A 15187-nucleotide genomic window follows, 5' to 3' on the forward strand; every position below is an offset into this window, starting at 1 on the left:
TGTCACGTCTCGTCCTCCTGGTGCTGCTGTCCGGAGCAACCCGTCCATGGTGTCCGTTGTTCCCGACCACGTCCAGTCGGCACGGCGACGGCCCAGGACCACGCCGGGTCCTGGGCCGTCGCACGTCGTTCGCTACTCGTTGCCGATCTTCTTGTCCGCTGCGTCGCGGGCACCGTCGATCTTGTCGTCGTACTTGCCGCCCGTGGCCTTCTTGACCGCGTCGGCAACGCCGCCGAGCACCTTGTCGCTGACGCCCTCGGCCTTCTCGCTCTGCAGGGCGTCCTGGACCTTGCCGTCCTTCAGGAACTCCTGGGCCTTCTTCGTGATGTCGTCGAACCCCGCCATCGGCTGCTCCTCGTCTCGGTGCGGAGCCCGTCGCTCCGTCCTGGCGCCGACAGTAGGCCCCGGGGCCGCCGTCCGTACCGGAACGCTCGGGGTCTTCACACCATCTGGGCGCTGCGACGGCGCGCGAGCACGTACCCGACGGCGACCGCACCGGACACCGCGAGCAACGAGGGCACGAGGATGTCGGTGCCCTGCTGGGTGAACTCGACGACGAGCACCAGGGCGGTGAACGGCGCCCGCATGGTGGTGGCGAGGAAGGCCGCCGCACCGACGAACGCGAAGGCCGCGAGGCTCGGGCCGTCGGCCGGCCACAACAGCAGCCACGCACCGCCCAGGCCACCGCCGATCGCGGAACCGATCGCGATCGAGGGTGTCAGGGTGCCACCGACCGCACCCGCTCCGATGGTCGCCGAGGTGGTCACGGTCCGCAGGACCCCGAGCAACAGCAGCAGGACGATCGGTGAGAGGCCGGCGAACGAGGCGTCGTCGAGCGTGGTGTTCATCGCGACGAGGCCGAGCGCCCGCCCGTTGCCGAGGATCTCCGGGAACGGGATCGCGATGAGCCCCACCATCGCGAAGACCACCGGCAGCACGACGAGCAGGTGCCAGCCCTTCGGCGCGATGCCCTGCAGCCGGTTGGTCAGCTTGACGAACCCGACCCCGGCGAGTCCCAGCACGGGTCCCACGACGATCGCCCAGACGAGCAGCGACGGCGACAGGTGCATCGCGGGCACGTGGTAGAGCACCTCGTCCGGGATCACGAGCCGGGCGGTGATGGCGGCGACGGCACTCGTGGCGAAGGCGGGCAGGGCGGTCGCGAAGCTGATCTCCCCGAGCAGGACCTCGACCGCGAACAGCGCACCACCGAGGGGTACGTCGTACACGGCGGCGAGGCCGGCCGCAGCACCGCAGGCGACGAGGATCTTCGTCTCGCGCGCGGTCAGCCCCGCACGACGGGTGACGAGCTGGGCGAGCCAGGCCCCGACCTCACGCGGCGCGACCTCTTTGCCGATGGACGCGCCGAGCCCCACGGCCAGGATCTGGATGCCGGCGTTCGCGAGCGTCGCCAGGGCCGGCATCCGCTTGCCGTCGACTGCCGCGGTGACCGAGACGATCGAGCGCCCCCACCGACGGAGCGCCCACCAGGCGAACCCGGTCAGGACCCCGGCCGCCGTGAGCGCGAGGAACCGGTTCAGACCCGACGATGCGTCGGCGGCCTCGAGGTGCCCGCCGAACCCGTACCCGAAGGCGACGAACTGGATGAGCTGGAGCGCGAGCCAGACCGCGATGCCGGCGATGCCGCCGGAGACGCCCACCAGGGCGGTGACGACGGCGAGCTTGAGGGCCCAGACCGGGGTCGCGTGTCCGGAGTGCGGCATGACCGGAAGCCTAACGGGCTGGACGCACCCGATGACGGACCGCAACGGGCCCGCCGGACGCGGGACGGGCCTCCAGGCCGGGAGCCCCGACCACCCGCCGTCAGACGGCCGTCACCCGGAACGGCACCACGCAGTCGGCCGGCATGAGCGGCGGCTGCAGGCCGACGGTGCCGAGCACCCGGCCGCTGAACACGCGCGGGCCGGACCACCAGTCCGGTCGCACCAGGTCGTGGCCGTCGCCGATGACCACCGGGTCGACGCGGTACGCCGTGTCGGGGTCGAGGTCACGGAAGGTGACCCGGCCGGTGCCGGAGACCTCGGAGCGGCCGATGCTGGCGAGGAAGAAGACGGCCTGCTGCCGGTCCGGCGCGACCGTGCCGTACACGAGCCGCGCGTCGTCGACCTCGTCGGAGCGCACCAGGTCACCGCCGTGCAGGAGCGGGCGGAGCTCGCGGTACAGCGCGATCCACTCGGTCAGTGCAGCGGACTCGTCGGCGGTCGCGCCGGCCAGGTCCCACTCGATGCCGAGGTGGCCGACCAGGGCGGTGCCGGCACGGAAGGCGAGGTCGTGGACGCGACCGGTCGTGTGGTTCCGGCCGCTCGCGATGTGCGACCCGAGCAGCTCCGGCGGCAGGAGCTGCTGCGTCCACCGGTGCATCTGCTGGCGCTCCAGCGGGTCGATGTCGTCCGACACCCACACCCGCGCGGTGTGCTCGATGACGCCGAGGTCGACCCGACCGCCACCCGACGAGCACGACTCGATCTCCAGGGACGGGAACCGCTCGCCGAGCGTCGCCATCAACCGGTACGCGGCGAGGGTCTGCTCGTGGACCGCCGCGCCGCCGCCCGGGAACCCCGCCTCGACGAGGTCGCGGTTGTGGTCCCACTTCACGGCGTCGACCGCGTACTCGCCGATGATCGCCGTCATCCGTTCGAGCACGTGGTCGAAGGCCTCGGGGATCGCCAGGTTCAGCACCTGCTGGTCGCGGGAACGCGCGGGCAGCCGACCGTCGGCCTGCAGGATCCACTCCGGGTGGGCACGGGCGAGGTCGCTGTCCTCGTTCACCATCTCGGGTTCGAACCACAGGCCGAACTCCATGCCGAGCGCACGGACGCGGTCGACCAGCGGTCCGAGACCGTCCGGCCAGACGTCCTCGTCGACGTACCAGTCACCGAGGCCGGCGTGGTCGTCGCGGCGGCCACGGAACCAGCCGTCGTCGAGCACGTAGCGTTCGACGCCGAGGGCCGCAGCACGCTCGGCGAGGTCGACGAGGCGGGCCAGGTCATGGTCGAAGTACACGGCCTCCCACACGTTGATCGTCATCGGGCGGGGCGTCATCGGGTGCTGCGGGCGGCTGCGGAGCCAGCGGTGGAACCGTCGGGCCTGGTCGTCGAGGCCGTCCCCGTGGGCGAAGTACACCCACGGCCCCTCGTACGTGGCGCCGGTGCCGAGCCGGACCTCGCCGGGCAGCAGGAGTTCGCCGCCGCCGATGACCTGGCGGCCCGTGGCGAGCCGTTCGGCGTGGTGCCGGTGGTTCCCGCTCCAGGCGGTGTGGACGCCCCAGACCCGGCCGTGGGCGAAGCCGAAGCCCGGCTCCCCCACCGTCAGCACGGTCGCGGCGTCGGTGCCGGTGCGGCCCTTCCGTCCCTCGCGCTGGTGGGTCCCCACGACGAGTTCGCGGCGCTGCGGGGTCCGCTCCTTGCCCCAGCGGCCGGCGAAGTCCAGGATCTCGCGGGCCCCGGACGGGATCGGCATCGCGAGCGTCAGGTCGTCGACGGTGTAGACGCCGTCGGCGGTGTTCGTCACGCTCGCGCGGGCCCGCACGAGCCCGGAGCCGAGCATCTCGATGGTGACCCGGACGGTGAGCCCGGCGGTGGTGTCCTCGGCGTCGGCGGTGACCGCGGAGTCGGTGACCGCGAGCGACGTCACGGTGAACGCCGGCGACCAGTCGGCGCCGTCACGGTGCCCGGCGAGCCCGGGACGACCGCTCCAGCCCCGGTGTGGCTCGGGCAGCACCGACAGGCGGACCGGGTCGTCCATCTCGTTCGGGGACACCGGGGTGACGTCGGCGTCGGCGAGGGCCGTCAGCGCGTCGGTGTCGAGCGGTCCGAGTGCCGCTCCCCAGTGCACGACGGCGGGGAGCGCGTCGTCGCGGCAGTCCAGGACGAGCGAGACGCCACCGGCGGTCAGGTGGACGAGTTCGTGCGGCATGCGGGGCTCCAGTCGGCGTCGTTGCACGTCAGAGCTTTCCGGTCCGGGGCTGTCCGCTGCAAATCCTGCTGCGGCGCGGCTCCGGTTGCGCCGCAGTCCAGGCTGCGGCGCGGCTCCGGTTGCTGCTCAGAACCAGCGCTTGACCTTGAACACCACGTACAGGATCGCGGCGAACAGGACCATCGCGACGATCGACAGCGGGTACCCCCACGTCCACCCGAGTTCGGGCATGTGCGTGAAGTTCATCCCGTAGATCGCGGCGATGAGCGTCGGCGCGAACAGGATCGCCGCCCAGCCGGAGATCTTCTTCGTGTCGTCGTTCTGCTTCTGCGCCGCCAGGGTCGAGTCGACGGTCAGGGCGTTCTGCAGCAGCTGCCGGAACGTGTCGAGGCGTTCCACCACCCGGATCGCGTGGTCGAGGACGTCGCGGAACCGCCGCTGCATCTCGATCGGCAGGTGGTACTTCTCGGCGCCGCGGTGCAGGTTCTCGATCATGTAAACCAGCGGACGCGCGGCACGCTGGAAGTCGACGACCTCGCCGAACAGCTCGTACACGCGGCGGGACACCCCGGCCTCGCCCGAGAACAGCTGGTCCTCGATCTGGTTGATGTCCTCCTCGAGTCCGTCGATCACCGGCACGTAGCCGTCGACGATCGAGTCCATCAGCGCCCAGAGCTGCGCCTGGGGGCCGACGGTCACCAGCCCCGGCTTGCCGCTCAACCGCTGTAGCGCCTTGGGAACGGTCTGCTTGCCGCGGGGGTCGGCCTTCACGACGGCGAGGAAGAAGGTCTCACCGACGAAGGCGTGCACCTCGCCGAACGCCACCTCTTCCTGCTGGTCGTTGTACAGCGCTGGCTTGAGCACCACGAACAGCGTCGAGCCGTAGCGCTCGAGCTTCGGTCGCTGGTGCCCCTCGGCGGAGTCCTCGACGGCGAGTTCGTGCAGGCCGAGGGCGACCGCGACGTCGCCGAGTTCCTCGGCGTCGGGCTGGTGCAGGACGATGCACGCGCTGGCGCCCTGCTCGTCGAGCATCCGGAAGCTGTCGTCGAGGGATGGACTCGCGATCGGTGCGATCCGGTCGATGTAGACGGTGTTCAGTTCGACGCTCACGCGCCCACCGTACGCAGGGTGGCCGGTCTCCGGCCTGGAGGCCCGTGGCGGCCCCGCCACACGCCCCGCGTCCTGCCTGAACGTGCGCTGCACGACCGCCGCCACCGGCCGCCTACGGTGCAGGTCATCAGCATGCTGACGAAAGGGACTGTCATGAAGAGGATCTGGAAGCGCATCGCGGTGGCCGTGAGCGCGGTCGTCGCCGTCATCGGCGCGTACGTGGGGTCGGGCGCTGCCGGCGGCACGCCCATCCAGGACGCCGCCGGTGGCGCCCTGTCGGCGTCCTCGACCGCGATCGCCCCGGACGGCCCGGCCTTCTCGATCTGGAGCGTCGTCTACGCCGGGCTCATCGGCTACGCGGTGCTGCAGCTCTTCCGCACCGCGAACGACGAACGGCACGAGCGGCTGGTGGTGCCGGCGGTGCTCTCCCTGCTGCTCAACGCCGCGTGGATCCTGTCGGTGCAGTTCGGGTTCCTGTGGGCGAGCGAGCCGATCATCGTCGCACTGCTCGTCGTGCTGATCTGGACGTTCACGATCCTGCGCCGGACCCCGTCCCGCGGCGTGGTCGAGGCGATCCTGACCGACGGCACCTTCGGGCTGTACCTCGGGTGGGTCTGCGTCGCGACGGCCGCGAACACCGCTGCGGTGCTGACGGCGGCGGGCTTCCGGGGCTTCGGACTCGGGCAGGACCCGTGGGGCGTGGTCGTCGCCGCGGTGGCCGGGCTCGTCGGGGTCCTCATCGCGCTGTGGGGCCGGGGACGCCTGGCGCCGATGGCCTCGGTCGCGTGGGGTCTGGCGTGGGTCGCTGTGGCACGGTTCGAGGGACCGCTCGTCTCCGTGCCGACGGCGGTCGCGGCCGTGGTGGCTGCGGCGGCCGTGGTCGTCGTGACCGTGGTGGTGCGTGCCCGCGCCGGCTGGGTCGGACGCCGTGCCGGTCGGGCGGCGGCTCCGGCGGCGGCCTGACGCGCGGCTACCTGCGCGTCAGGCCCGCGAAAGCGACAGTTCCCGCGGCCTCGCACCCGTCCGGGCCGCGAAAGCGACAGTTCCCCGCCGATGTTCGGCGGGGAACTGTCGCTTTCGCGAAGTGGGCAGCCGGACAGCCCGACGCCCCCGGCCTCAGCGCGAAGAATCAGCGCGCGGGCGCGACCAGGCCGTGCGCGGCCGCGACCGCGGCGTTCGTGACCCGGCCGTCGTGCACGTTCAGGCCGGCGGCGAGGGCGGGGTCGGCCTCGAGCGCGGCCTCCCAGCCACGGTCGGCGATCGCGACGGCGTACGGCAGCGTGGCGTTCGTCAGCGAGATCGTGCTCGTGCGCGGAACGGCGCCGGGCATGTTCGCCACGCAGTAGTACACGGTGTCGTGCACGGCGAACGTGGGGTCGTCGTGGGTGGTCGGGTGGGAGCCCTCGAAGCAGCCGCCCTGGTCGATCGCGATGTCGACCAGCACCGAGCCCGGCCGCATGTCGGCGACCATCGCGTCGGTGACGAGCTTCGGCGCGGACGCCCCGGGGATGAGCACGGAGCCGATCACCAGGTCGGCGTCACGCAGGGCCTCGGCGATGGCGTGCGCCGACGAGCGCAGGGTCGTGACGCGGCCGTCGAACCGGGCGTCCAGTGCCCGGAGCCGCGGCAGGCTGATGTCGAACACCGTGACGTCGGCGCCCATGCCGAGCGCCATCGTCGCGGCGTGCTCCCCCGCGACGCCGCCGCCGATGACGACCACGCGGCCCTTCGGCGTGCCGGGGACCCCGCCGAGCAGCAGCCCGCGCCCACCGTTCGTGCGCATCAGGTGGAACGCGCCGACCTGGGCGGACAGTCGCCCGGCGACCTCGGACATCGGCGACAGCAGGGGCAGCGAGCGGTCCGGCAGCTGCACGGTCTCGTAGGCGATCGCCGTCGCGCCCGAGTCGATGAGGGCATCGGTCAGCGGTCGGTCGGCGGCGAGGTGCAGGTAGGTGAAGAGCACCTGGCCCGGCCGGATCATCGGGTACTCCGAGGCGACCGGCTCCTTCACCTTGAGGATCAGCTCGGCGCGCTCCCACACCTCGGCCGCGGTGTCGACGATCGTGGCGCCGGCGGTGCGGAACTCGTCGTCGGAGAAGGCCGAACCGGCCCCGGCACCGGCCTGCACCAGCACCTGGTGGCCGTGCGACCCGAGCTCGGCGACACCGGCGGGCGTGGCCGCGACGCGGTACTCGTTGTTCTTGATCTCGGTGGGGACGCCGATGCGCATGCTGACTCCTTCGTGGGCGGTGCGTTCGTCCCGTCCATTGAGCACCGGATTCGCCCACAGCAGCGCTGAGCCGAACATCCGGACAGCGGCAGCACGATCCGTGTCACGAGATTCGGCGGAACCGTTCGCAGCAGCAGTGTGTCAGCGCCCGCGCAGCGACTCGCTCGGCAGCTCCCCGAAGCGGCTGCGGTAGGTCGCCGAGAAGCGCCCGAGGTGCCCGAAGCCCCACGTCCGCGCGATCTCGGCCACCGTCGTCTCGTCGAGGCCACTGCCGACCAGGTCGGTCCGGGCACCGTCGAGACGCACGCCGCGCAGGAGTTCCCCCGGCGTCTGGTCGAGGTGCCGGCGGAGGGACTGCTGCAGCCCGCGCGGGCTGAGCCCCGCCGCCGCCGCGATGTCCGGGGTGCCGATCGCTTCGCGCGCGTGCTCGTGCACGAACTCGAGCGCCCGGCGCAGGCGGTCGTGCTCCGGGCCGCTGCCGGACACCGTCGCGCGCCACTTGTTGCGCTGCGGGAAGGCCCGGATCGCCGCGGTCGCGAAGGCCTCGGCGATGTCGTGCTGCACCATCGGACTCATCGACCGGTCGACGTCGAGCCACGTGGCCGAGTACTTCCGCACCACCGACCGCCACAGCGCGATGCCGTCGGCCGTCGGGCGGCGCATCGGCTCGAAGGCGAAGTCGTCGTCGCCGGCCACGGCTCGGACGAAGTCGCGGTCCAGGTGCACCAGGTTCAGGGCGATGTCGCGGTGGTGCAGCGCGTACGGCTCGGCGAAGGGCAGCACGACGGGCACCCCGGCCTCGAGCTCGTACGTCTCACCGCCCGAGGTGATCCGGCTCGAGCCGCTGCGCATCCAGGCGACCAGGAACTCGTCGTCGACCTGGCTCTCGCTCCGCAGGTCGACCATGAACCGTGACGAGCGCAGGGACATCCGCTCGTCACCGACGCCGGCGAAGTCCCAGTGGGCGTTCTCGTGGGTGCGACGGACCAGTGGCGCACGGAAGTCGTAGTCGCCCGTGAAGAACGCGAGCGCCTGGTCGACGTCGCTGCCGACCATCCGCCGGAAGTACCGCTGACCGGGCTGTTCGAGAGAAAGCACCATGGTGGAGAACCTAGGACCGACCACCGACAAAGTGCGTCAGGTCCTGACTCAGGGCTGCAGGATCGCCTGCCCCACGCTCTCGTCCAGGATCAGGTCCGTGATGAGCCCGGCGGCCAGCGCGCCCCGCAGCGACGCCGCCTTCGACCGCCCGGCGACGACGCAGACCCGCCGCGGCGCGCGCTTGATCGTGTCGAGGTCCGGAGCGCCGGCGCGGGCGTTCACCCCGATGTCCTTCCACGAGCCGTCGGCCCGGTAGAACACCGTCGAGACGTCACCGACGACCCCCGCCTGCGTGAGCTCGTCGCGGTCCTCGGGGTCGAGGTACCCGCCGGAGTACACGTGCGAGGGCACCGGGGCCTGCGGGGCACCGACACCGAACACGACGAGGTCCATCCGCTCGTGCAGGTCGAGCACACGGCGGATCGAGCGCTCCCGGAACAGCGCTTCCTTCGTCGCGGGGTCGTCGAAGAACGCCGGCACCGGGAACTGCTGGACGAACGCCCCGTAGGCCTCGCCGAACCGGCGCAGGATCTCGGACGCGTAGACGATGCCGGTGGTGCGGGTGTTCGCGGCGCCGTTGATCTGCACGATCGTCGAGCCGTGGGTGGTCTTCGGCACCAGGTAGCGGCTGACCGCACTCACGGTCGAGCCCCACGAGATCCCGATGACCATGTTCGACTCGACGTACTGCGTCAGGATCCGGGCGGCGGACAGGGCCACCCGCTCGAGCCGGTCGACGTCGCTCGTGTGGTCCGGCACCGGGACGACGTGCGCGTGCACCCCGAAGCGGGAGCGGATGCTCCGGCTCAGCGCAGCGGCCTGGTCCAGGGGCGAACGGATCTGGATGTCGACGAGCCCGGTGTCCCTGGCGTACTTCAGCAGCCGCGACACCGACGAGCGCGAGGTGCCGAGTTCGTCGGCGATCGCGTCCATCGTCAGGTCCTGCAGGTAGTACAGGTGGGCGGCGCGCAGCGCCTGCTGCGTGCGCATGGGCTGAGCCGCATCGCTCATGGTGCTCCGATCTGTCGAACGCAACCATGCACGGACGTGCAGGGCCTCTGCAACCCCTGCCGCGCCTCCTGACCGCCGTGCCGGGCCTGGACGACACGTGTGCTGCACGTTCGTGCACGCAAGTTGCCCGCCCTGTCGAACGAGCGCACGATCGATCCTGACCCCAGGAACAGACGAAGGAAGCGACGAACCATGTCGAAGAAGACACAGCCCCGGAACACGGTGACCGCCCTCACCGAGCGCCCGAACGCGCAGGTCCTCGTCGTCGGCGGCGGCATCAACGGCATCGCGACGTTCCGCGACCTGGCGCTCCAGGGCGTCGACGTCGCCCTGGTCGAGCGTGGCGACTACGCCTCCGGCGCCTCCGCGGCCTCGAGCCACATGATCCACGGCGGCATCCGCTACCTGGAGAACGGCGAGTTCCGCCTGGTGCGCGAGAGCGTGCAGGAGCGCAACGGCCTGATCCGCATCGCCCCGCACTACGTCAAGCCGCTGCAGACGACCATGCCGATCTTCTCGACGTTCTCCGGCATCATGAACGCCCCGCTGCGCATGCTGACGCACAAGCAGCGCTCCACCAAGGAGCGCGGCGCGATGCTCATCAAGATCGGCATGACGATCTACGACTCCTTCTCGCGTGACGGCGGCTCCGTCCCGAAGCACGTCTTCCGCACCAAGAAGGCCGCGCTCGAGGACATGCCCGCCCTCAACAAGGACCTGAAGTACACGGGCACCTACTACGACGCGAGCGTGCACGAGCCCGAGCGCCTGGCCCTCGACGTCCTGAAGGACGGCCTGGCTGCCGGAGCCGACAAGGCACGCGCCGTCAACTACGTCGAGGCAGCCGGCACCCGCGACGGCGGCGTCCTGCTGCGCGACCGCGAGACCGGCGACGAGTTCGTCTTCACGGCCGACGTCGTGATCAACGCCTCCGGCCCCTGGACCGACCTGACGAACGAGGCGTTCGGCGGCGAGACGAAGTTCATGGGCGGCACGAAGGGCTCGCACATCGTCGTCCACAACGACGAGCTGCTGGAGGCCACCAAGGGCCGTGAGCTGTTCTTCGAGAACGACGACGGCCGCATCGTCCTCATCTACCCGCTCAAGGGCCGGGTGCTCATCGGCACGACCGACATCGACGCCGACCCCTCGAAGCCGGTCACGACGACCGACGAGGAGATCGACTACTTCTTCGGGCTCGTCAAGCACGTGTTCCCGCAGATCGACGTCACCCGCGACCACATCGTCTACAGCTACTCCGGTATCCGTCCGCTCCCCCGCCACGAGGACACCGCCCCCGGCTTCGTGTCCCGTGACTACCGGATCGTGGACACCCAGATCGCCGGGCTGCCGAAGTCGACCGTGCTGTCGCTCGTCGGTGGCAAGTGGACGACCTTCCGTGCCCTCGCTGCACACCTGTCCACCGAGGCGACGACCAAGCTCGGCATGAGCCGCAAGGTCGACACCACGGGCATGCCGATCGGCGGTGGCAAGGAGTTCCCGACCACGGACGCCCAGCGCGCCCTGTGGATCAAGTCGCACCGCGACGGCCTGGACGAGTCCCTGGTCGAGGGGCTGCTCGAGCGCTACGGCACCCGTGCCGCCGAGGTCGTGGACGTCCTGACCGACGGCCCGGTCGAGCCGCTCGAGTCCGACCCGTCGCTCACCCGCGCCGAGGTCGCGTACTTCGCCCGCCACGAGCAGGCCGTCCACCTGGTCGACGTCGTCCTGCGCCGCACGAACCTGGCGTTCGTCGGCGGGGTCACGATCGACCTGCTCGACGAGCTGGCCGACGTGCTCGCCGGTGCGCTCGGCTGGACGACCGAGGAGCGCGCGGACGAGGTCCAGCGCACGCTCGACGTGCTGCGTGAGTCGCACGGCGTGATCGTGCCGCTGACGTCCGCGTCGGCGTCGCAGCTCGCGTAGTCGACGCGACCGACCACAGACGGGAGGCGCGGTGCCAGCTGGCACCGCGCCTCCCGTCTGTCTGCTGGTCGCGTCAGAAACGCTCGCCGGTGGGGTCGAGCGCCGTGCGGTCGATGAGCTGGTCGCCGCCGACCGGCTCGCCTTCCCAGTCGACCAGGCGCCAGCCGTCGGCGAACGAGCCCTCGAGCTCGACGATGCCGGTGTTCTCCAGGTGACGCTTCGTGCCGAAGTGGTCCGGGGTGTTCTGCGCAGCTGCGCTCGCCCACGTGCGGATCGCGGCACCGTGACTGACGGCGGCGGCGACCGCGACCCCGGTGGCCTCGATCTGCCGGACGGCGTCGTCGTAGCGCTCGAAGAACTCGACGCCGCTCTCGGCACCGGGCATCCGGGTCGTCCGGTCGCCGCCGGACCAGCCGTGCACGGTGGAGATGTAGGTCTGCACGGACACCTTGTCGCTCTTGCCCTGGGTGTCGCCCGCCTCGATCTCACGCAGGCCCGGCAGCACCACGGGCTCGAGGCCGAGCGAGGTCGCCAGGGGCGCCGCGGTGATCTGCGTGCGGACCATCGACGACACGAACAGTCGCTCGATGCCCCGGTCGGCGAGCGCTGCGGGCAGGGCGTCGGCCTGCTGCTGCCCGAGCTCGGTCAGCCCCGGTCCGGGCACCACGGCATCGAGGATGCCGTGCACGTTCGCGGGGGTCTGGCCGTGGCGGATGAGCAGCAGTCGCATGCCGCCACCCTACGGACCGCCGCTGACGTCAGCCCTGCCGGGTGTTCCAGCGGGGGTTCTTCTTGTTGATGACGTAGACGCGACCCCGGCGTCGGACCACCTGCGAGCCGGGGATCTTCTTCAGGGCCTTGAGGGAGTTGCGGACCTTCACGACGAGCCTCCTTGTTGATAACGGTTTTCAGTTACAGTAGCGGACATGCGTGCTGCTGCCATCACCCTCGTCACCGCCCTGCACCAGGTCGACGCCGACCGCGTCGCCGCCCGGATCTCGGACGGACACCGGATGCACGTCGCCGGGAGTGCCTTCGCCACTGCCCGCGCCGTGGCCGACCGGGCCGACCAGCTCGACCGGGTCTGCGGACCCGACGCGGGCCACGGGCTCGTCGTCACCTTGCACCCCGGGGCCGATGCCCGAGCCGTCGGCATGCTGCTCGCCAACGCGGCACGGTCCGAGACCGGCGACGACCGGGTGCTGCGGCACGTCGTCGGGGTGCTGCGGGCCGACGACGTCGCGCACCTGCTGTGGTCGGACGTCGACGACGCGTTCGTGGCCGCGGACCGGATGGCCGCACTCGTCGAGTACGCGACGGTGATCGCCCTCGACCGCATCGAGCCGCTGTCCGGCCGTCGGCGACGGGCGCTCGTGTCACTGCTGCACCGGATGGCACCCCAGGCCGTGATCGTCGCCCTGCCCGCGATCCGGAGCGCCGCCGACCTGCCGGCGTCCAACGGTGGAGCCGCACGGGTGCTCGCCACCGGCGCCGGCTGGATGCGGGCGCTGTCGAGCGGCGCGGACACCGGGCGCGAAGCCCGCGATGCCCTGGTCTCGATGCGCTACCGGGAGCCGCTGCCGTTCCACCCCGGTCGACTGTCGTCCGTCATCGCCGAGGACCTGTCCGCCGGGGTGAACGGCCGCGTGCTGCGGTCGCGGGGGTTCTTCCGCCTGGCGTCCCGGCCGGACCACGTCGGCTCGTGGTCGAGTTTCGGGTCGATGCTCGCGCTCGACCCCACCGCGAACCCGTCGTGGGACGCCGATGCCCCGATCGGGCAGGCGCTGTGGTTCGTCGGCGAGCAGCTCGACGTCCGGGCGATCGAGCGGGCGCTCGACGGGGCGCTGCTCACGCCGTCGGAGCTGCTCGCCGGGCCGGACGTGTGGCGCGGCTGGCCGGACCCGTTCCCGGTGTGGCCCGCGGTGGACCCGGCGTCGGAGCACCGGCACGAGTGAGGTGGCGTGGGCGTGTGCGGGTGCGCACTCGTCTTGCGACAGAGCACGAGTCGATCGACGCGTGCGTCGTCGCCTCATGCGCACACATCCGCTCCGTGCGCATGTTGCGACAGAACGCGCGTCGATCGTCGCGTGGATCGTCGCAGTGTGCGCACGCACGGACGGGAGGCGCGGTGCGGGTCGGACCCGCACCGCGCCTCCCGTCCGTGGTCACGTCGAGAACCGCAGCGTCACCGCACCGGCGACGCCTCCCGCGCAGCAGCCTCCCGCGCGGCAGCCTCACGCGCAGCGGCAGCCGCCGCGTCCTGCGCCGCGAACGGCAGGTCACCGAGGTCCAGGTGCGGGTTCGTGTCCTGCGTGAGCACGAGCTCCTTCGCCTCGTCCTCGGTCTCCACCGCCGGCATCGACCCGGGCAGCGGGCGCTGCGACGACTCCTTCATGCAGAAGACACCGATCGCTCCGACGACGCTCATCGCCATCAGGAAGTACGCCGGCGCGAGCTCGTCACCCGTCGCGGTGAGCAGCGCCTGCACGATCAGGGGCGTGGTCCCACCGAACACCGCGATCGCGATGTTGTAGGCGAACCCCATGCCGCCGTACCGCGTCGAGGTCGGGAACAGCGCCGGCAGCGAGGCAGCCTGGTTCGACACCCACAGCGCGGTCATCAGCGCGAGCAGCCCGAGGCCGGCGAGCGTCGACCACTGCGCCCCGTGCCCGATGAGCATGAAGGCCGGCACGACGAGCACGACCGTGGTGGCGGCACCGATCCACATCACGACGCGGCGGCCGAGGCGGTCGGAGAGCTTGCCGGTCAGCGGGAGCATCACCGCGAGCAGCAGGAGCACCGGGATCGTCAGCAGCGTGCCGTCGATGGCGGAGTACCCGAGCGAGTCGGTCAGGTACGTCGGCATGTACGAGGTCAGGGCGTAGCCCACGGTGTTCGACGCGGCGACGAGCATGATCGCGATGACGATCGGGCGCCAGTGCTGACGGACCATCGCGACGACGTTGGCCGGACGCTCACCGTCGAAGGACGCACGGGACTCGGTCGCGGCCTCCTGCGCGGCCTGGGTCGCCTGGAACACCGGCGACTCCTCGATGCGCAGCCGGAAGTAGATCGCCACGACGCCGATCACACCGGCCGCCAGGAACGGGAAGCGCCAGCCGTACGCGGTCATCGCTTCTTCGCCCAGGGTGAGCTGCAGCACCGACACGACCGTGGCACCGAGCGCGAAGCCCAGGTAGCTGCCGAAGTCCAGGATGCTCGCGAAGAACCCGCGACGGCGGTCCGGGGCGTACTCCGTGACGAACGTCGTCGCCCCGGCGTACTCACCACCGGTCGAGAAGCCCTGCGCGAGCTTCAGCACGACGAGCAGGATCGGGCCGAACACGCCGATCGTCGCGTACGCGGGGAGCGCCCCGATCAGGAACGTCGACGCCGCCATCATGATCAGCGTCGTCGCGAGCACCTTCTGCCGGCCGATCTTGTCGCCCAGGCGTCCGAACACGATGCCGCCCAGGGGCCGTGCGATGTACGTCGCCGCGAAGACACCGAGGCTGAACAGGATCTGCACCGAGGGTTCGGCCGTCGGCAGGAAGACCTTCCCCATCGTGACGGCCAGGTAGCCGTACACACCGACGTCGTACCACTCCATGGTGTTGCCGACGACCATGCCGCTGACTGCTCGTCGCATCATGCTCTTGTCGACCACGGTGACGTCGCTCTCGCGCAGCCGTCGGTGTGGTCGGGTGTTGGTACTGCTGGGGTCGGAACCCATGCCTTGCTCCTCGAGAAGATCGGTGGGCCGTCGGGAACCGGCCCAGAACAGCGAGCGACGTTACCGAGCAACCGAAATGTCATTGGCCGGTGATTCTCAGGGAACGGCGTGTCACCCGAACGGGGGTCGCCGCCGATCCG

13 protein-coding genes are annotated in these 15187 nt (G+C 71.2%); 3 read left to right on the forward strand and 10 right to left on the reverse strand.

Annotation, left to right across the window (positions count from 1 at the left end; genetic code table 11):
- Positions 1-132: 132 nt before the first annotated feature.
- The 4 genes from DEJ01_RS13335 to DEJ01_RS13350 form a co-directional block, all read right to left on the reverse strand.
- Entirely contained in the window at positions 133-345 is a 213-nt protein-coding gene (locus DEJ01_RS13335; protein ID WP_071247674.1) for an Rv0909 family putative TA system antitoxin, read from the reverse strand.
- Between the two features lie 95 nt (positions 346-440).
- A complete protein-coding gene (locus tag DEJ01_RS13340; RefSeq protein ID WP_071405054.1) occupies positions 441-1724 on the reverse strand; it encodes a chloride channel protein in 1284 nt (427 codons plus the stop codon).
- 100 nt (positions 1725-1824) lie between these two features.
- Complete coding sequence (locus DEJ01_RS13345) at positions 1825-3936, reverse strand: alpha-galactosidase (protein ID WP_111093276.1); 2112 nt, start codon at positions 3934-3936, stop codon at positions 1825-1827.
- Positions 3937-4062: 126 nt separating this feature from the next.
- Positions 4063-5046 (reverse strand): magnesium and cobalt transport protein CorA, encoded by a 984-nt coding sequence (locus DEJ01_RS13350; RefSeq protein ID WP_111093277.1) that lies wholly within the window; start codon positions 5044-5046, stop codon positions 4063-4065.
- Between the two features lie 153 nt (positions 5047-5199).
- On the opposite strand from DEJ01_RS13350, the gene DEJ01_RS13355 reads away from it, so the two are divergent.
- Positions 5200-6009 (forward strand): tryptophan-rich sensory protein, encoded by an 810-nt coding sequence (locus DEJ01_RS13355; protein WP_111093278.1) that lies wholly within the window; start codon positions 5200-5202, stop codon positions 6007-6009.
- A gap of 166 nt (positions 6010-6175) precedes the next feature.
- Here DEJ01_RS13355 and ald read toward each other — a convergent pair whose 3' ends face one another.
- The 3 genes from ald to DEJ01_RS13370 all read right to left on the reverse strand — a co-directional run bounded on the left by ald (position 6176) and on the right by DEJ01_RS13370 (position 9388).
- Positions 6176-7276 carry an alanine dehydrogenase gene (gene ald, locus DEJ01_RS13360; protein WP_111093279.1) on the reverse strand — a complete coding sequence of 367 codons (1101 nt, stop codon included), beginning with the start codon at positions 7274-7276 and terminating at the stop codon, positions 6176-6178.
- 141 nt (positions 7277-7417) lie between these two features.
- The gene (locus tag DEJ01_RS13365) at positions 7418-8377 is read right to left on the reverse strand and encodes an AraC family transcriptional regulator (protein WP_111093280.1); all 960 of its coding nucleotides are present in this window, start codon (positions 8375-8377) and stop codon (positions 7418-7420) included.
- A 48-nt stretch (positions 8378-8425) separates the two neighbouring features.
- Entirely contained in the window at positions 8426-9388 is a 963-nt protein-coding gene (locus DEJ01_RS13370; protein ID WP_027466231.1) for a sugar-binding transcriptional regulator, read from the reverse strand.
- 192 nt (positions 9389-9580) lie between these two features.
- Here DEJ01_RS13370 and DEJ01_RS13375 point away from each other — a divergent pair, with 192 nt between their 5' ends.
- The gene (locus DEJ01_RS13375) at positions 9581-11314 is read left to right on the forward strand and encodes a glycerol-3-phosphate dehydrogenase/oxidase (RefSeq protein ID WP_042538186.1); all 1734 of its coding nucleotides are present in this window, start codon (positions 9581-9583) and stop codon (positions 11312-11314) included.
- Between the two features lie 73 nt (positions 11315-11387).
- Here the strand turns inward: DEJ01_RS13375 and DEJ01_RS13380 are convergent, their stop codons facing one another.
- A complete protein-coding gene (locus DEJ01_RS13380; RefSeq protein WP_042538188.1) occupies positions 11388-12044 on the reverse strand; it encodes a histidine phosphatase family protein in 657 nt (218 codons plus the stop codon).
- 28 nt (positions 12045-12072) lie between these two features.
- The gene (ykgO, locus tag DEJ01_RS13385; RefSeq protein ID WP_017888460.1) at positions 12073-12195 is read right to left on the reverse strand and encodes a type B 50S ribosomal protein L36; all 123 of its coding nucleotides are present in this window, start codon (positions 12193-12195) and stop codon (positions 12073-12075) included.
- Between the two features lie 45 nt (positions 12196-12240).
- Between ykgO and DEJ01_RS13390 the strand changes: the two genes are divergently transcribed.
- Entirely contained in the window at positions 12241-13269 is a 1029-nt protein-coding gene (locus DEJ01_RS13390; protein WP_111093281.1) for a GTP-binding protein, read from the forward strand.
- A gap of 230 nt (positions 13270-13499) precedes the next feature.
- Here the strand turns inward: DEJ01_RS13390 and DEJ01_RS13395 are convergent, their stop codons facing one another.
- On the reverse strand, positions 13500-15047 hold the full coding sequence (locus tag DEJ01_RS13395) for an MFS transporter (RefSeq protein ID WP_111093282.1): 1548 nt from the start codon (positions 15045-15047) through the stop codon (positions 13500-13502).
- Between the last annotated feature and the right edge of the window lie 140 nt (positions 15048-15187).

This window comes from Curtobacterium sp. MCLR17_040, assembly GCF_003234735.1.
Lineage (GTDB): Bacteria > Actinomycetota > Actinomycetes > Actinomycetales > Microbacteriaceae > Curtobacterium > Curtobacterium flaccumfaciens.